The 17,706-nt window shown below is 64.1% G+C and carries 14 protein-coding genes; 6 read left to right on the forward strand and 8 right to left on the reverse strand.

Going from position 1 to position 17,706, the window contains the following annotated elements; genetic code table 11:
* Window positions 1–62: 62 nt before the first annotated feature.
* Window positions 63–869, reverse strand: coding sequence for a protein-disulfide reductase DsbD domain-containing protein (locus FJ940_RS06050; protein WP_140559385.1), 807 nt, complete (start codon window positions 867–869; stop codon window positions 63–65).
* A 168-nt stretch (window positions 870–1,037) separates the two neighbouring features.
* Here FJ940_RS06050 and FJ940_RS06055 point away from each other — a divergent pair, with 168 nt between their 5' ends.
* Complete coding sequence (locus tag FJ940_RS06055) at window positions 1,038–1,646, forward strand: YqgE/AlgH family protein (protein ID WP_140494949.1); 609 nt, start codon at window positions 1,038–1,040, stop codon at window positions 1,644–1,646.
* 22 nt (window positions 1,647–1,668) lie between these two features.
* On the opposite strand, the gene FJ940_RS06060 is transcribed toward FJ940_RS06055, so the two are convergent.
* The 4 genes from FJ940_RS06060 to thrC are packed head-to-tail and all read right to left on the reverse strand — an operon-like array spanning window position 1,669 to window position 7,877.
* The gene (locus FJ940_RS06060; RefSeq protein WP_140655766.1) at window positions 1,669–4,557 is read right to left on the reverse strand and encodes an EAL domain-containing protein; all 2,889 of its coding nucleotides are present in this window, start codon (window positions 4,555–4,557) and stop codon (window positions 1,669–1,671) included.
* Between the two features lie 3 nt (window positions 4,558–4,560).
* Window positions 4,561–5,157, reverse strand: coding sequence for a GNAT family protein (locus FJ940_RS06065; protein WP_140494945.1), 597 nt, complete (start codon window positions 5,155–5,157; stop codon window positions 4,561–4,563).
* 15 nt (window positions 5,158–5,172) lie between these two features.
* Window positions 5,173–6,465: a pitrilysin family protein gene (locus FJ940_RS06070; RefSeq protein ID WP_140494943.1), complete on the reverse strand. Its 1,293-nt coding sequence runs from the start codon at window positions 6,463–6,465 to the stop codon at window positions 5,173–5,175.
* A 14-nt stretch (window positions 6,466–6,479) separates the two neighbouring features.
* Window positions 6,480–7,877, reverse strand: a complete 1,398-nt coding sequence (gene thrC / locus FJ940_RS06075; RefSeq protein ID WP_140558194.1) for a threonine synthase — start codon at window positions 7,875–7,877, stop codon at window positions 6,480–6,482.
* 129 nt (window positions 7,878–8,006) lie between these two features.
* Between thrC and FJ940_RS06080 the strand changes: the two genes are divergently transcribed.
* Window positions 8,007–8,732: a hypothetical protein gene (locus tag FJ940_RS06080; RefSeq protein WP_140494939.1), complete on the forward strand. Its 726-nt coding sequence runs from the start codon at window positions 8,007–8,009 to the stop codon at window positions 8,730–8,732.
* Window positions 8,733–8,767: 35 nt separating this feature from the next.
* On the opposite strand, the gene FJ940_RS06085 is transcribed toward FJ940_RS06080, so the two are convergent.
* Window positions 8,768–9,457 carry an HAD family phosphatase gene (locus FJ940_RS06085; protein ID WP_140558193.1) on the reverse strand — a complete coding sequence of 230 codons (690 nt, stop codon included), beginning with the start codon at window positions 9,455–9,457 and terminating at the stop codon, window positions 8,768–8,770.
* 165 nt (window positions 9,458–9,622) lie between these two features.
* Between FJ940_RS06085 and FJ940_RS06090 the strand changes: the two genes are divergently transcribed.
* Window positions 9,623–10,756, forward strand: coding sequence for a site-specific DNA-methyltransferase (locus FJ940_RS06090; RefSeq protein ID WP_140558191.1), 1,134 nt, complete (start codon window positions 9,623–9,625; stop codon window positions 10,754–10,756).
* A gap of 66 nt (window positions 10,757–10,822) precedes the next feature.
* On the opposite strand, the gene FJ940_RS06095 is transcribed toward FJ940_RS06090, so the two are convergent.
* Together FJ940_RS06095 and mutY are read right to left on the reverse strand one after the other, a co-directional pair.
* Window positions 10,823–11,434 carry an HAD family phosphatase gene (locus tag FJ940_RS06095; RefSeq protein WP_140494934.1) on the reverse strand — a complete coding sequence of 204 codons (612 nt, stop codon included), beginning with the start codon at window positions 11,432–11,434 and terminating at the stop codon, window positions 10,823–10,825.
* Complete coding sequence (gene mutY, locus FJ940_RS06100; protein WP_140655768.1) at window positions 11,431–12,645, reverse strand: A/G-specific adenine glycosylase; 1,215 nt, start codon at window positions 12,643–12,645, stop codon at window positions 11,431–11,433. Before mutY ends, FJ940_RS06095 begins: the two co-directional genes overlap by 4 nt.
* A gap of 56 nt (window positions 12,646–12,701) precedes the next feature.
* Between mutY and FJ940_RS06105 the strand changes: the two genes are divergently transcribed.
* The 3 genes from FJ940_RS06105 to smc all read left to right on the forward strand — a co-directional run bounded on the left by FJ940_RS06105 (window position 12,702) and on the right by smc (window position 17,661).
* On the forward strand, window positions 12,702–13,202 hold the full coding sequence (locus FJ940_RS06105; protein WP_140494930.1) for a DUF721 domain-containing protein: 501 nt from the start codon (window positions 12,702–12,704) through the stop codon (window positions 13,200–13,202).
* Window positions 13,203–13,344: 142 nt separating this feature from the next.
* Window positions 13,345–14,088, forward strand: a complete 744-nt coding sequence (locus FJ940_RS06110; protein ID WP_140494928.1) for a DsbA family protein — start codon at window positions 13,345–13,347, stop codon at window positions 14,086–14,088.
* A gap of 114 nt (window positions 14,089–14,202) precedes the next feature.
* Complete coding sequence (gene smc, locus FJ940_RS06115; RefSeq protein WP_140655771.1) at window positions 14,203–17,661, forward strand: chromosome segregation protein SMC; 3,459 nt, start codon at window positions 14,203–14,205, stop codon at window positions 17,659–17,661.
* The last annotated feature ends 45 nt before the right edge of the window (window positions 17,662–17,706 follow it).

Here is a 17,706-nt window from a genome sequence, read left to right on the forward strand (position 1 = left end):
GGAAGGACGTAGCCTTGGGTAGCGAACTATGCGGTTTCCCGCAACCATCGCGGAGGGCTGGATCAAGGGAAAGGCAAGAGCCCTTCGACCGCGCCTGCCGAACTCGTCAGTGTATAGTGAAGTCCGCCATCCGTGGGGGTCGTCGATGGCCGGTCGAGGATCGGCACAGTGAAGACCAGCTTGCCGTTCTTCTGGCTGCGGGCCGGCGAACCGAACATGTAATCGCGGTCTCCTGCAACGAAGAAGTCAGCCGCTTCCGGATCGCCGGGAAAGCTCGCCTCCACAACCAGCGTTTCATGGTCGCCCGGCAGCACGTTGATGCCGAAGTCGGATCTTGCCGGCGCGGGCAAGGCGGCGAAGCTCGCCTTGACCAGCTCCGCGTCCTCGGCATTGTCCGGGTCGGAGCCGGGGTCGACGGTCAGCCGCGTCTGCACAGGGATGCATATCGTCTCGCAAATGCCGAGGAAAATGTCGGCGTCGATGACGGACGGATCCTTCGCGGCCGACAGCGTGAACGTCACCGGCAGCGAGACCGGATAGTCGTAGCCCGCCCATTTGCCGTAGCCGTCGTCATGACGCTTCGGCGCCGGGAAGGAAAGGCTGGCATCGGAAATGTTGGTGCTGGCCGAGATATCGAGTTGCGGCGGCACGCCCGCGTCGCCCGGGTCGCGCCAATAAGTCTTCCAGCCAGGCTTGAGCGCTATGTCGAGAACGCCTCGGATGCGGCCGGCATCGTCGGGCTTGCCGCTCGTCACCAGCCGTACCTTGCCGCCTTCGCTGTTGTACCAGGCGGACGAAGAGGCGGCGGCTGGGAGTGTGATTGCCGATCCGATAACGGCGCCGAGCAACAGGATTTTCAAGCTTTGCATGTGATGATTTGATCGTCCGTTCATGGCCGTGCAATGATTTCATGGGCTTGCCGGTATCATATTTGCGTGACCTTTGCCGCAGGTAATGATCGGCCTGCGGCACGGGCTTGGTCGAAAACCGGCGCGGTACATCTTTTCGGCGCCCGGGAAACGCGTTACCCTCTGATCATGGACTTGTTGCGCCACAAGAAGACGGCCGCCGGCAGCGGCTTTCTCGACGATCAGTTCCTCATTGCCATGCCTGGCATGAAGGACGACCGTTTCACGCGCTCGGTCATCTATATCTGCGCCCACAGCGATGAGGGCGCGATGGGCCTGATCATCAACCAGACGCAGCAGATGCTCTTTCCGGACCTTTTGGTGCAACTTGGCATCATGAACGAGCACGAGGCGATCCGGTTGCCCGCCCGTACCCGTGATTTCGTCGTTCGCAATGGCGGGCCCGTCGACCGAAGCCGCGGCTTCGTGCTGCATACGGGCGATTACCGGGTGGAGTCTTCGTTGACCGTTTCCGACGATGTCTGCCTGACCGCGACCGTCGACATATTGCGCGCCATATCGTCGGGCCGGGGACCCCGTCACGCGCTGATGGCGCTGGGCTATTCGGGTTGGGGCGCCGGCCAGTTGGAAACCGAGATAGCCGAAAACGGCTGGCTGACTTGTCCGGCCACTCCGGAGCTTCTGTTCGATACCGACATCGAGCGCAAATACGACCGGATTCTCGCCTCGATCGGCATCGACCTCGCGCATTTGAGTGTAGCGGCCGGCCACGCCTGAGCTCCAGCGGCGTGAAAGCCAACTACGCCTGCGTCAGCGGATACTGTTCCTTCAGCGTCTTCAGCACCTGATCCCCGGGCATCGGGGCGCCGAACATGAAGCTCTGCACATATTCGCAGCCCATCTGGCGCAGCTCCAGCGCGTCGCGCTCGTCCGAAATGCCTTCGGCGACCACCGACAGGCCGAGCTCATGCGCCATGCTGACCATGGATTTGAGCAGCACGGCGCGTTTGGGCGTGCTGTCGTCCACGAAACTCTTGTCGATCTTGATCGTGTCGAAGGGAAAGCGCGTCAGGTAGGCCAGCGAAGAATAGCCGGTACCGAAATCGTCCAGCGACAGGCCGATGCCGAGCTGCTTCAGCTTGGTCAGCACATGGGCAGTCTGCTCGGGATTGTCCATAACCAGCGATTCCGTGAGCTCGAGCCGGAAGCAGCGCGGCTTCAGATTGGCTCGCGCAATCACGGAGCGGACGTCGCTGACCAGGTCGCGGCGGATGAGCTGGCGGCTGGAAAGGTTGACCGAAACCGACAGCGGCGCGTCGCCGATCTGCTTTTGCCATGCCGCCAGATCCTCGGCGGCTTGCTGCATGGCGAACAGCCCAAGCTGTACGATCAGCCCGCAGCTTTCGGCGACCGGAATGAAATCCGCCGGCGGGATCATGCCGCGGCGCGGATGGTCCCAGCGCAGCAATGCCTCGAAGCCGGCGACGCTGCCGTCTTCCAGCCGAACGATCGGCTGGTAGGCAAGCGTGAATTCGCGCCGTTCGATGGCACGGCGCAGGTCGGATTCGAACTGCAGCCGATCGGTGCCGACGGTGCGGAAGGCCGGGCGGAACGGTTCGATCCTGTCGCCGCCGAAGCGTTTGGCCTGATGCATGGCAAGCTCGGCGTCCTTGACCATGTCCTCGGCCGAGGTCTGCGCCGAGGTCCAGGTGATCAGCCCGATCGAGGCGGTCAGCACGATCTCGCGCTTGGCAAAGGTGATCGGGGCGTTGATGGCATGCTTGATGGCGTCCGCCACCGCCGCGATGCGGGCCGGGTCCTGCTCGGAAAGCAGCATCAAGGCGAACTGGTCGCCGGCGAAGCGTGACAGCGAGTCCTTCGGCTTCAAGAGCCGGTGCAGGCGTCGCGCGATGGTGAGCAGGATGGTGTCGCCGGCCGAGATGCCGAGCCCGTCATTGACCTGCTTGAAGCGGTCGATGTCGATGACGAAGACGGTCGGGCGCACCTTCTCTTCGGTCCGTGCGATCGAGATGATCGCCTCGAGCCGGTTCATGAACAATTCGCGATTGGGCAGGCCGGTGAGGTTGTCGTGCACCGCGTCGTGCAGCAGCCTCTCCTCGGATTTTTTCTGCTCGGTGACGTCAACCATGGTGCCGACACAGCGGATGACCTCACCGTCCGATCCGATAACCGGGCGCGCGCGCAGCGCAAACCAGTGATAGTGGCCGTCGGCGCCGCGCAACCGGAAGTTCTGCGCCACCTTGCCGCGACGGTGCTCGAGCACCACGTCGAGCGTGGTGCGGAACGTGTCGCGGTCATCGACATGCAGCACCGGCAGCCAGTTGCGGGCTGCACCCCCCAGGCTGTTAGGGGCGAGGCCGAGCTGGATGCTGACGTCGGGCTTGGTGACGACGCGGTCGCGCAGCACGTCCCAGTCCCACACCGTGTCGCCCGAGCCGGCCACCGCCAGCGCCTGCCGCTCGAGGTCGGAGAACAGACCCTGGTGCAGCGCGCCGCCGGCAAAGGCATGCTGCATGACGGTGAAGCCGATCAGCAGGATGATGAGGATCAGACCGCCGCCAAGCGCCGGCTGGGCGATGTCGTTGTCGAGCATGCCGGTTATCGCCATCCACGATCCGCATAGCCACAACAGCACCATCACCCAACTGGGCACCAGCATGATGGCACGGTCATAGCCGCGTATGCCGAGGAAGATGATCAGGCCGAGCCCGGTCAGCGCGGTGGCGGCGAAGGACAGCCTGGCGATGCCCGCGGCGACCGCCGGGTCGACGATGGCGACGCCGGCGATCAAGAGCAGCCCGAGGATCCAGACCAGCGCCCCATAGCTGAAATGGCCGTGCCATCGGTTGAGGTTGAGATAGGCGAACAGGAACACCACGAAGGTCGCCGCCAGGGCCACCTCCGTTCCCGCCCGCCACATCTGCTCGTTGCCGGGCGATATCTCGATGATCTTGTTGAGGAAGCCGAAATCGACGCAGATATAGGCAAGCACGGCCCAGGCGAGTGCTGCGGTCGCAGGGAACATGGAGGTTCCCTTGACCACGAACAGGATGGTCAGGAACAGCGCGAGAAGCCCGGCGATGCCGATGACGATGCCGCGGAACAGCGTGTAGGAATTGACTGAGTCCTTGTAGGATTCCGGGTCCCAGAGATAGACCTGCGGCAGCTTGGGCGAGGCGAGTTCGGCGATGAAGGTGATCACCGTCCCCGGGTTCAGCGTCACCCGGAAGACGTCGGCGTCCGGGCTGCTCTGGCGGTCGAGCGCAAAGCCTTCGCTGGGCGTGATGGCGGCGATACGGGTCGAGCCGAGATCCGGCCAGAAGATGCCGGAATTGACCAGTCGGAAATGCGGCGCCACGATCAGCCGGTCGAGCTGCTGGTCGGTGGTATTGGCAAGCGCGAACACGGCCCAGTCGCCGGTGGAACGGGCGTCATTGGCCTCGACCTCGATGCGTCGCACGATGCCGTCGGGTCCGGGCGCGGTTGAAACCTGGAAGTTTTCGCCCTGGTTCCGGTAAATTTCCACGGCGCCGGACAGATCGAGCGCGACATCGTCGCGAGCGATCTTGATCGGTTCGACGGCAAAGGCCGAGGACGCCGCGTACAGCGTCAGGATCGTCGCGAGGACAAAGGCGAACAGCGGCCCGTTGCGCAGGAATTTCGTCAAAAATCAGTCCTTCGTTCCAGCGCCTGGCGGATCGTCCGCGATCCGGGCGTAGAGGTAATGGTCCTGCCAGATGCCATTGATCCTGAGGTAGGATCGCAGAAGTCCTTCGCGCCGGAATCCGGCTTTTTCAAGCACACGGATCGACCTGATATTGTCGGGAATACAGGCCGCTTCGATCCGGTGCAACCTCAGCGTATCGAAGGCGAAGCGGGTCACGACCTTGACGGCGTCGGTCATCAGGCCACGGCCGCCGAAGCGCTCGCCGATCCAGTAGCCGACATGCCCGCTCTGCGAGACCCCGTGGCGTATGTTGCCGAGCGTAATTCCGCCAGCCAACCTGCCGCTCGACTTCTCGAATATGAAGAAGGCGATCGCGGTTCCCTGCGCATAGTCCTCGCGGTAGCGGCTGATGCGCAGCCGCCATGCCGCCCGGTCAAGCTCGTCCGGCGCCCAGCGCGGCTCCCATGGTTCGAGGAATGCCCGGCTCTCGCCGCGCACAGTCGACCACTCCCGGTAGTCATTGGTGAACGGCACGCGCAGCGTCACGCGGTCGCCCTTCAGTGCCGGCAGGTCGCGGCGAAAGAAAGGGAGCGCGAACACGGCGCTTGTGCGGGCTTAGACGGCGAGCTTGCGGGCCGTGGTGGGCGTGCCCGGAAGCGAATCGAGGATCGCTTCGTATGGCGCCAGCGTACCCACAGGCCCTACAGCGGTAAGCGTCGGTTTGGTCGAGAACAGCCGTGACGACAGGTCGGTCAAACGATCGACCGTCAGCGCCGACAGCCGCTCCATCAGTTCCTCCTTGGCGATCGGCCGGCCGAACAAGAGCAGCTGTCGCGCGATCTGCGAGGCGCGGCTGGCCGGGCTTTCCGCCGACATGATCAGACCTGCGCGGTATTGCGCGCGCGCCCGGTCGAGCTCTTCCTGCAGGATGTTCTCGCCGGCCTTCTGCAATTCCTCGATGATGACGGGCACCAGTTCGGCGATGTCGCTCTGCCCGGTCGCGGCATGGACGCCGAATATGCCGGTATCGGAAAAGCCCCAGTGGAAGGCATAGACCGAATAGCACAGGCCACGCTTTTCGCGGACTTCCTGGAACAGCCTGGACGACATGCCGCCGCCGAGGATCATCGACAGCACCTGCGAGGCGTAGAAATCGCGCACATGGTAGGCGCGGCCTTCGAAGCCCAGCACGATCTGCGCGTCCATCAGGTCGCGGTCCTCGCGGAAATCGCCGCCGACATATTGCGCATATTGCGGGATGGTGTTGTCGGCCTTGGTGCGGAAGCCGCCGAGCTGCTTTTCCACTTCGCGCACGAAATTGTCGTGCTTGATGTCGCCGGCGGCCACGATCACCATGCGTTCGGCGCCATACTGGCGCTCGATGAAATCGTGCAATTGCTTCGAGGTAAAGGATTTGACGGTTTCCGGCGTGCCCAGAATCGAGCGGCCGATGGTCTGGTGGCGAAAGGCCGTCTCGGTGAACCGGTCGAACACGATGTCATCGGGCGTGTCGTGCGCGGCGCCGATTTCCTGCAGGATCACGTGCTGCTCGCGTTCGAGCTCCTGCGGATCGAATTCCGATTCCTGCAGGATGTCGGCAAGAATGTCGACGGCCAGCGGCACGTCGTCGGAGAGCACCCTGGCATAGTAGGATGTGGTCTCGACGCTGGTGGCGGCGTTGATCTCGCCGCCCACGTCCTCGATCTCCGATGCGATCTCGAAGGCTGTTCGCCGCTTTGTGCCCTTGAACGCCATGTGCTCGAGCAGATGGGCCATGCCATGCTCTTCGTCACGTTCATTGCGGGCACCCGACTTGACCCAGGCACCCAGGGCAACCGATTCGATGCTTGGAAGGGTTTCGGTGGCGACTGTCAGGCCGTTCGACAGACGGCTTACCTCAACACCCATATGGTTCGTACTCCTTAACGCGCCGCTCGCGCACGGCGGCTGACGTAATCTTCCACCATTTTCAGGTCGGATGGAAGTACCGTGTATTTTTCCTCCGATGTCATCAACCCACCTAGCCATGCGGGCAGCGCGGGTGACACGCCGCTGGCGGCCTCGACGGCAGCCGGGAATTTTGCTGGGTGCGCAGTGCCCAGCACCACCATCGGCACGGCATTCGAAGCCTTGCCGGCCGCGACATGCACGGCTGCCGCGGTATGCGGATCAAGCAGGTAGTTGCTGGCCGCGAGCGTCGAGCGGATCGTCGCGGCGACCTCGTCCATATCTGCGCGGCCGGCATCGAATTCGGCTCGCATCCCTGCGATTTCCGTGGCTTCTATGGTGAAGGCGCCGGATTGTTTGAGCCCGGCCATGTAGCGCCGCACAGTCGCCGGGTCGCGGCCCGACGCCTCGAACAGCAGGCGCTCGAAATTCGACGACACCTGAATGTCCATGGAAGGCGAGGTGGTCGCGAACACGCCCTTGGTGCGGTATTCGCCGGTCGCGAAAGTGCGTGCCAGTATGTCGTTGTCGTTGGTGGCGATGACCAGCCGATCGATCGGCAGGCCCATTTTTTTGGCGGCGTAACCGGCAAAGATATCGCCGAAATTCCCTGTGGGCACGGTGAAGGAGACGGGGCGATCGGGCGCGCCGAGCGACAGGGCCGAGGAGAAATAATAGACGATCTGGGCCATGATGCGGGCCCAGTTGATTGAATTCACCCCCGACAGCGAGACACGGTCGCGAAAGCCGTGATCGTTGAACATGTCCTTGAGCATGCCCTGGCAATCGTCGAAATTGCCTTCGATCGCCAGGGCATGCACGTTCTCAGCCTTCGATGTCGTCATCTGCCGTTGCTGCACCGGCGACACGCGGCCATGCGGGAAGAGAATGAAGATGTCGGTGCGGCTGCGCCCGGCGAAGGCGTCTATCGCTGCTCCGCCGGTGTCGCCCGATGTGGCTCCGACGATGGTGGCATGCTGGTTGCGTTCGGCGAGCACATGGTCCATCAGCCGGGCGAGCAGCTGCATCGCGACATCCTTGAAGGCGAGCGTAGGTCCATGGAAGAGTTCGAGGATAAAAGCGTTGGGGCCGGTCTGGACCAGCGGGCAGACAGCCTCGTGGCGGAAGGTGGCATAGGCCTCCCGCACCAGACGCTCGAACACGGGAGCCGGGATTTCGTCGCCAAGAAACGGCGACAGCACGCGGATGGCCAGCTCGGGATAGGCCAAGCCGCGCATGGCGCGGATCTCGGCCATCGAGAATTGCGGCCACTGGCGCGGCACATAGAGCCCGCCGTCGCGTGCCAGGCCTGTCAGGACGGCATCGCAAAACCCAAGCGCGGGCGCCTCGCCGCGGGTACTCACATATTGCATCGTCACAATTCCGTTACTGCCTTGGGTTTTCGACCCACGCAAGGTGGTTAATTTCTACGCTGGCTCAGTCGCATTTTTGCCGCGCGGTTGATATACGTCACCAGCTTTGCGAGAGGGAAGTGCAGTTTCATGGCGTTTCATACATTCAGCGGTCGCTTTTTCGCGGGTCTTGCGCTCACCGGCTTTATGCTTGCCGCCGCCGGCTGCCAATCAGGCGACAACGGTATGCTGAACCTGGGTTTTGGCAAGAAGGACCCGACCGCGCCACCGCCGCCGCAGGACCCCAAGATTCTGGCCAGCCAGTTGAATGCCTATTGCCCGAGGGTGATGCTTCGCGACGGCACGGCATTCTTCAACACCTACGCCAACGAAGCCCGGAAGCCCAGGCCCAAGCTCAAGAAGACCGGCGACGCCGCGCAGGATGCCGCGGCCCAGGCTGCGGCCGATGCTGCCGCTGCTACTCCGCCGGACGATTCGGCGAGGGTCATTTATCAGGCCTCGATCAGCGACGTGACCCGCGATTGCAGCCGCGCCGACGGACAGCTGACGATGAAGATCGCCGTCGCCGGCAAGATCGTGCCAGGGCCGAAATTCACGCCCGGCACCATCACCATGCCGATCCGCACCGCGGTGATGCATGGCACCGAGGTGCTTTATTCGCAGATCCACCAATATCAGGTCCAGGTTACCGACCCCTCGGTCGCCACGCAGTTCGTCTTCACCGATTCCAACATCGTCGTGCCGGCGCCGACGGCGCAGGACTATCAGGCCTATGCCGGCTATGATGAAAATGCGCCGAAGGCCGCGACCGACAAATCGAAGAAAAACAGGAAGAAAGCCGCCGCGACCAACTAAATCCGCAGGGGTGCTCGTCGGGGCCTAGCGGACGCTCACACGTCCGCCGACCATTCTGATAGGGCGGCCAGCGTGCCGCTCAGATCCGCCCAGCGGCGGATCACCGTCTCGGCGCCCGCCTCCGTCAGCGCATCGGCATGGCCGGGATAGCTATGGGCGGCGCCCGTGAACCCGATGACACGCATTCCTGCCGACCTTGCGCCGGTCACGCCGTGCACGGAATCCTCGATGACGAAAGTGTTTGCCGGATGGGCGCCGAGCTTTTCGGCGGCGAACAGGAACACGTCCGGAGCCGGTTTGGTTTTTCCGGTCGGCGTCTCCATCGCGGAGAAGATGCGCCCGGCAAAGAATGGCAGCAGATGCACCTTCTCCAGCATGAATTCTATCCGCTCCGAGCGTGAGTTGGAGCAGATGCAACGTTGCGCCGTCACCGAGGCGACCGCTTCGCGCACGCCCTCGATGGCACGAACGTCGCTGCGCAGTTTCCGGTCGACCAGCTCTTCGGCGCGATCGATCAGCGAAACCTGGAACGGGATGTTGGACTTCTCCTCAACCCGCATCAGAATGTCCTTGAACGTCAGCCCCGCATAAGTCTCGGCAATCTCCTCGGCCGAGATTTCGTATCCGGACAAGGTCAGGAGCTCGGCCTCGACGCGCGCGGCGATGATTTCGGAATCGACGAGCACGCCGTCGCAATCGAAGATGACAAGGTCTGGCTGGGGCATGGTGATCCGGGCAATGAGAACGGGCAGGCTTCAGGCGGCGCGGCATACACCAACGGGCACGTCGGCGCAAACCGGCGGCGTCCGATCGCTGCCCTTCACCGAATATTTACGCTGATCGGTAACCATAACCGGGAGTAAACAGTAACGCGTGCCTTGGGTGTAAAAATGTCAGCCGTGCGTCTTGTCGACGAGCTTTCCCATGCTCCCCAGCAATCCGAATGGCTGGACACGATCCTGAAGGGCGACTGCGTCGCGGCGCTCGACCGGCTGCCCGAAAAATGCATCGACGTCATCTTCGCCGATCCACCCTACAATCTGCAGCTCGACGGCGACCTGCACCGGCCCGACCAATCCAAGGTCGATGCGGTGGACGACGACTGGGACCGGTTCGAGAGCTTCGAGGCCTACGATGCCTTCACGCGCGCCTGGCTGCTGGCCGCGCGCCGGGTGTTGAAGCCCAACGGCACCATCTGGGTCATCGGCTCCTATCACAACATCTTCCGGGTCGGCGCCAAGATGCAGGATCTCGGCTTCTGGATCCTCAACGACGTCGTCTGGCGCAAGACCAATCCGATGCCGAATTTTCGCGGTCGCCGCTTCCAGAACGCGCATGAGACGATGATCTGGGCCTCCCGCGACCAGAAGGGCAAGGGCTATACCTTCAACTACGAAGCGTTGAAGGCGTCGAACGACGACATACAGATGCGTTCCGACTGGCTGTTCCCGATCTGCACCGGTGGCGAGCGGCTGAAGAACGACAATGGCGATAAACTGCACCCGACGCAGAAGCCGGAGGCGCTGCTCGCCCGCATCATGATGGCCTCGACCAAGCCGGGCGACGTCGTGCTCGATCCCTTCTTCGGCTCCGGCACGACAGGCGCGGTGGCCAAGCGCCTTGGCAGGCATTTTGTCGGCATAGAGCGCGAGCAGGCCTATATCGACGCCGCCAATGAACGCATCGACGCGGTGCGGCCGCTCGACGGCGCGGACCTGACCGTGCTCACTGGCAAGCGCGCCGAGCCTCGCGTCGCCTTCGTCAGCCTGATCGACACCGGGCTGGTGACGCCCGGTGCTACGCTCTACGACGCCAAGAAGCGCTGGGCGGCCAAGGTTCGCGCCGATGGCACGGTGGCGATCGGCGACAGTGCCGGATCGATCCACAAAATCGGCGCCGAAGTTCAGGGCCTGGATGCCTGCAACGGCTGGACCTTCTGGCACTATGAACGCAGCGGCGGCCTGACCCCGATCGACGAACTGCGTCGCATCGCGCGTCTCGGCATGGAAAGGGCAGGGGGCTGACCCTGCCGATTGCCGCGGCTTTGGCGTTGGTTCAAAGTCTCAACGAAGTACTGGAAGCGATTCAAATCACGCCTTGATTCCGAGCCGCTCAAGGTCTGCTTGAAGTGTCTTGGCATCGGTGAACAGCACTGCCTGCCAGCCGGCCGCTTTGGCGCCGTCGACATTCTTCTGGCTGTCGTCGATGAACAGCGTCGCGGACGGTTCGAGCTCGAACGCGGCGACGTGATGGTCGTAGATGTCGCGATCCGGCTTGATCTTGCCGATCTCACCCGAAATGGTGACACCGCGCGGACGATTGAGAAAATCGAAGCGTTTGCGCGCTTCGGCCAGCGTATCGGCGGCGAAGTTGGTCAGCATGGTGACATCGTGGCCGCTGTCGATCAGACCGACCATGATGGCGACGCTGTCGTCATAGGCATGCGGCACCATGTCGTGCCAGTGGCGGCGAAAATTGCGGATGTTTTCCGCGTGATCCGGGTGGTCCGCGATCAGCAGCGTTTCCGCCTCTTCCCATGTCCGGCCGCGGTCCTGCTCGATGTTCCAGTCATGCGTGCAGACATTGTCGAAGAACCACTTTCTCTCCTCGGCATCGGGAATAAGCCGGCTGAACGGGATATTGGGATCGTAGTGGATCAGCACTTTGCCGATGTCGAACACGATGTGGCGGATTTCAGTCATGGGGCCTCTCTGCACTGTTCGGTGACGGCTTTTTTCGTCGCGCCGGGTATCGCAGCCTCGATTGCCTTTTTCATGACAGTGGGCAGCGCTTCACCCGAAATGTCCGACGGCAGCGACCAGAAATGCCCGGCGGGCGTCTCGCCGGTGCTTCGGGCGAGGAAGATTTCGAGCTCGAGCGCAAAATGGGTGAAGACATGCGCGATCCGGCCGGCTTGTCGCCAGTCGCCGGGAAAGGGTGCGGCCGCCGCTGTGGTCGCGCCGTCCAGCCGCGCCGTCCAGCCGGTCGTCGGCACCTCGGTCATGCCGCCGAGCAGCCCTTTGTCGGCGCGTTTGCGCAGAAGAATGGCACCGTCGCTTCGCACGGCGACGAAGGCTGCGCCGCGCCGCAGCGGTTTGTCGGCCTTGGGCAGACGCACCGGGTAATGTTCGGGATCGCCTGAAACGACCGCGCTGCAGCCCTCGCGCAGCGGGCAAAGCATGCAGCGCGGTCGGCGCGGGGTACAGATCGTGGCGCCGAGGTCCATCATCGCCTGGGCGAAATCGCCGGGCCTCGTCGTGGGAACCATGCGCTCGACACGGGCGCGAATGTCGGCCTTGGCTTCGCTGAGCGGCGTGGCAATGGAGAACAGGCGGGTCACGACACGTTCGACATTGCCATCGACGACGGCAGCCGGCCGGTCGAAAGCGATCGCCGCGATCGCCGCCGAAGTATAGGCGCCGATGCCCGGCAATTCCTTCAAGCCGGCTTCCGTATCCGGAAACCGGCCGTCGCGCCCGGCCACCAGATCGGCACAGGCCTTGAGGTTGCGGGCACGGGAATAGTAGCCGAGCCCTGCCCAGGCTTTCATCACGTCCTCGACGGGCGCCGCCGCCAGCGCCGCGACATCAGGCCATTTCTCGACAAAGGCGCGAAAATAGGCCTTCACGGCTTCAACCGTGGTCTGCTGCAGCATGACCTCCGACAGCCAGATCCGGTAAGGATCGGGCCGCACGCCACGGGCATGGTCGCGCGGGGTCACGCGCCACGGCAACTCGCGATGATGCACGTCGTACCATGCGAGCAGGCGGGATGCGGTATCGCCAGCTTTGCTGCTGTCCCCGGACGCAGCTCTGCTGCTGTCACTAGACGCAGCTTTGCTGCTGTCACTAGACGCAGCTTTGCTGCTGCTGTCCTCTGATATGGCCTTGCGGGTCTGCTCGTGCGGTGCCATTGATCTCGTATCGGCCTCGGCCGGGAAGAGTGGAGGTGGGTGGCTGGAGAACGCACATGGCAGGGAAAAAGCCCTTCGGCAATCCCGTTCCGGTGAGCGATCTCGCCACCGCGATCCTCGACCCGGTGCTGCGCAAGCGGGCGGGCATTTCGGTCAGCCTGGTCCAGTCGTGGGAAGAGATTGCCGGTTCGCGCCTGGCCGGCCATTCGCGCCCTGAAAAGATCCAGTGGCCTCGGCGGCTGCACGAAGACGACCCGTTCGAGCCGGCCGTGCTGGTGATCGCCTGCGAGGGCATGGCGGCGCTCCATCTGCAGCATGAGGCCGGCGAGATCATCAATCGCGTCAATGCATTTCTCGGCTTCACGGCCATCGGCCGCATCAGGATAGTGCAGAAGCCGGTTCTAAGTGAAAAGGCGCGGCCGAAACCACCCGTCAGGCCTCTCAATGAGGCGGAAAAATCAAGACTGTCGCACATCGTCGGCAAGATAGAAGACGATGGCCTGCGTGCCTCTCTGGAGCGGCTCGGCGCCACTATTCTGGGACAAAGAAAGTCATAGCACCGTCGCCAATCTCGCGATTTCGTGATTATAAGCTTCAAGTTTCACGATTGGATTGGGGACGGCGATGCCTTAATTCGCGCCAACTCTCGCCTTTTCGTGCCTTTGCGTTGCAAAATCCAACCCCTGTCAGGTGATTCGTATGAACCGTCCTCCGTTCGGCAAAAGCTTGTCCCGCAGAAACCTGCTGTCTTCGCTGGCCGCCATTCCGGTGGTGGCCGTGCTTGCGGCATGCAGCGACTCTGGTGAGGAAGCCAAGGCGGCCGATGTGAAGCCTGCCGCTCCCGCCGCACCCGCGACATCGGCCACGCCGGCCGCCGTCAAGGCGCCGGAGGCTCAAGGCACCGTCGACATGGCCGAACTGCTTAAGCCCGGCGCATTGCCCGACAAGCAACTCGGCAAGGACGACGCCAAGGTCACGATCGTCGAATACGCCTCGATGACCTGCCCGCATTGCGCGCATTTTGCCGAAACCACCTTTCCGGAATTGAAGAAGAAATACATCGATACCGGCAAGGCGCGCTATATTCTGCGCGAATTCCCGTTCGATCCGAGCGCCGAGGCCGGTTTCATGCTGGCGCGCTGCGCCAAGGACAACTACTTCCCGATGGTGGATGTCCTGTTCAAGCAGCAGGCGAACTGGGTGGGCGTGTCCAACACCAAGGATGCGCTGCTGCAAATCTCCAAGCTCGCCGGTTTTACACAGGAGTCCTTCGAAGCCTGCTTGACGGACCAGAAACTTCTGGACGATGTGAGGGCGGTCCAGAAACGCGGCGCCGACGAATTCAAGGTCGACTCGACGCCGACCTTCTTCATCAACGGAAAGACCTACAAAGGGGCGATGTCGATTGAGGAAATGTCGGCCATCATCGACCCTCAGCTCTGACGTCTTGGCGATGCCGAAGCGGCAGCGCTTCGGCATGCGTGGCCTTTGGCCGTGCTGCGCGCCGCCGCAAACCCGCGGCGCGTTTTCGCAAAAGTCGCTTTCAGGGCGGCGTGAATGAAGTTTTCGCGCCTTCGCCTCCTCGGTTTCAAATCCTTCGTCGAACCAGGCGAGTTCGTGATCGAACGCGGCCTGACGGGCATTGTCGGGCCGAATGGCTGCGGCAAGTCTAACCTTGTCGAGGCGCTGCGCTGGGTGATGGGCGAAAGCTCCTACAAGAACATGCGCGCGTCCGGCATGGACGACGTGATCTTTTCCGGCTCGGGCACGCGCCCGGCACGCAATACCGCCGAGGTCACGTTGTTCCTCGACAACAGCGATCGCTCGGCGCCGGCAGCCTTCAACGACGCCGACGAATTGCAGGTCTCGCGCCGCATCGAGCGTGAGGCGGGCTCGCTCTACCGTATCAACGGCAAGGAAGCGCGCGCCAAGGACGTGCAGCTTCTGTTCGCCGACCAGTCGACCGGCGCGCGTTCGCCCTCGATGGTTGGCCAGGGTCGCATCGGCGAGCTGATCCAGGCCAAGCCCCAGGCGCGCCGCGCCCTGCTGGAAGAAGCGGCCGGCATTTCCGGCCTGCATACGCGCCGCCACGAGGCCGAACTCAGGCTCAAGGCCGCCGAGCAGAACCTCGAGCGCCTGGATGACGTCGTTGGCGAGCTGGAAAGCCAGATCGAAAGCCTGAAGCGCCAGGCACGCCAGGCCTCCCGCTTCAAGAACCTGTCGGCCGACATCCGCAAGGCCGAGGCGACGCTGCTCCATCTGCGCTGGACGCTGGCCAAGGCCCAGGAAGGCGAGGCACGTTCGGCGCTGGCCGTCGCCACCGCCCTGGTTGGCGACCGCGCCGCCGCCCAGATGGCGGCCGCCAGGGAGCAAGGTATCGGCGCGCATCGGCTGCCCGATTTGCGTGACGCCGAAGCTGCGGCGGCCGCGGCCTTCCAGCGCCTGTCGATCGCCAGATCGCAGGTCGAGGAAGAAGCCGGCCGCATCCGCGCCCGTCAGGCGGAACTCGAGCGCCGGCTCCAGCAGCTCGACGGTGACATCGCCCGCGAGGAGCGCATGGTGCGCGACAATGCGGATATCCTCGAACGCCTGCGCGCCGAGGAAGCAGCGCTCAACTCCGAAAATGCCGGCGCGGCCGAGCGTGAAGCAACCACCCGCGCCGCCTTCGAACAGGCAGCCGCGACGCTCTCGCAGAGCGAAGCCAGGCTTGCAGCACTTACCGCCGAGCGGGCCGAGGCCGCCGCTTCGCGCAATCAGGTCGAGCGGACGCTGCGCGAGACCGCCGAGCGTCGGGACCGTTTCGCCCGCCAACTCGCCGATGTCGACCGCGAATTGTCGGAAATACTCTCCAAAGTCGCGGGCCTGCCCGACCCGGCCGAGAAGCGACTTCTGGTCGAGGACGCGCTGGCGCGGCTCGAAGAGAGCGAGGCCGGCGCGATTGCCGCCGAACAGGCGGTCGCCGAGGCGCGCGCCGCCGAAAATGCCGCCCGCCCGCCATTACAGGACGCCAGGGCCGAACTGGCGCGCATCGAAACCGAAGCCCGCACGCTGGCCAAGATCCTGAACGCAGCCAGCGGCGATCTCTTCCCGTCCGTGCTGGAACAGATCAGCGTCGAGCGCGGCTATGAGACGGCCTTGGGCGCCGCCCTCGGCGAGGACCTTGACGTGCCGCTCGACCGCAGCGCCCCGGTGCATTGGGGCGAGAGCGCGATCCAGGCCGATGACGCCGCGCTTCCCGAAGGCATCAAGAGCCTGGCCAGCGTGGTACGTGCCCCGGCGCAGCTTGCCCGCCGGCTGGCGCAGATCGGCATTGTCGAAGCCGCCGACGGCCGCCGCCTGCAAGGGCTGCTCGCGCCCGGCCAGAGGCTGGTCAGCCCTGAGGGCGCGCTGTGGCGGTGGGACGGGCTGACCGCCAGCGCCGACGCGCCGACCGCGGCCGCGCAACGCCTGGCGCAAAAGAACCGGCTGGCCGAGCTCGATGCCGAAGCGGTGCAGGCGACGCTTGTGCTGCGCGAGGCCGAGGCGGTGCTCGCACAGGCCGAACAGTCGCTTCGCGAGGCCAGCGAGGCCGAGCGCGCCGCGCGTCAGGCCGGACGCGACGCCCAGCACGGGCTGGACGCCGCCCGCAACGCGCTGGCCGAAGCCGAAAAGGCCGGCGGCGAGTTGGCGAGCCGGCGCGCCGCCCTGGACGAGGCCCGCGCCCGTATTGTCGACAGTCATGAAGAAACTTCGGCCGCCTTTGCTGAGGCGGAAATGCTGCTGCAGGACGCGCCCGATCTCGGCGACCTGCAGATACAGCTCGAGCAATCCTCGGCCAATGTCGCCCGCGACCGCGCCACGCTCGCCGATGCGCGTGCCGTCCATGAAGGGTTGCGGCGGGAGGCCGAGGCGCGGTCGCGCCGGCTCGATGCGATCGGCGCCGAGCGCAGCAACTGGCTGGAGCGCGCCGAGAACGCTTCGACGCAGATCGCCTCGCTGGGCGAACGCAAGGCAGAGGCCGAGGCCGAACGCGAGAGATTGGCCGACGCACCCGACGAGATCGATGCCAAGCGGCGCGCCTTGCTGTCACAGCTCACCGAGGCCGAGACCTTGCGCAAGGCGGCGGCCGACCGTCTGCAGGAAGCGGAGAACAGGCAGGCCGAACTGGACAAGGCGGCCACCAGCGCCATCCAGTCGCTGGCCGAGGCGCGCGAGACCCGTGTCCGCGCCGAGGAGCGCTTGACCGCGGCCGACGAGCGCCGGCTGGAGGTCGAGGCGCGCATCCAGGAGACGCTGAACACGCCGCCACATCTGGTCATCCGCCATACCGGGCTGGAGGCCGACGATCCGATGCCCGAAATGGCCGAGATCGAGCGCCAGCTCGACAGGCTGAAGATCGAGCGCGAGCGGCTCGGCGCCGTCAATTTGCGCGCCGAGGAGGAGCAGAAGGAGCTTTCGGACCGGCTGGAGACCATCGTCTCGGAGCGCGAGGACATCATCGAGGCGATCCGCAAGCTCAGGCAAGCGATCCAGAGCCTCAACCGCGAAGGCCGCGAGCGGCTTCTCGCCGCTTTCGACGTGGTCAACGGTCATTTCCAGCGGCTATTCTCGCATCTCTTCGGCGGCGGCACGGCGGAATTGCAGCTGATCGAATCCGAGGATCCGCTCGAGGCAGGACTTGAAATCCTTGCCCGTCCGCCCGGCAAGAAGCCGCAGACCATGACGCTGCTGTCCGGTGGCGAGCAGGCGCTGACGGCGATGTCGCTGATCTTCGCCGTGTTCCTCACCAACCCGGCGCCGATCTGCGTGCTCGACGAAGTCGATGCGCCGCTCGACGATCACAATGTCGAACGCTTCTGCAATCTGATGGACGAGATGGCCAAGACCACCGAGACGCGCTTCGTCATCATCACCCATAATCCCATCACCATGGCGCGCATGGACCGGCTGTTCGGGGTGACCATGGCCGAGCAGGGCGTCAGCCAGCTCGTTTCGGTCGATCTGCAGGCAGCCGAAGCCATGCGCGAGGCAAGCTGACTTCACCTTCAACGTGCCGTGCTGAAGCCTGATTTTGAGCGTTGT

This window comes from Mesorhizobium sp. B2-3-7, from assembly GCF_006442695.1.
Taxonomy (GTDB): Bacteria; Pseudomonadota; Alphaproteobacteria; order Rhizobiales; family Rhizobiaceae; genus Mesorhizobium.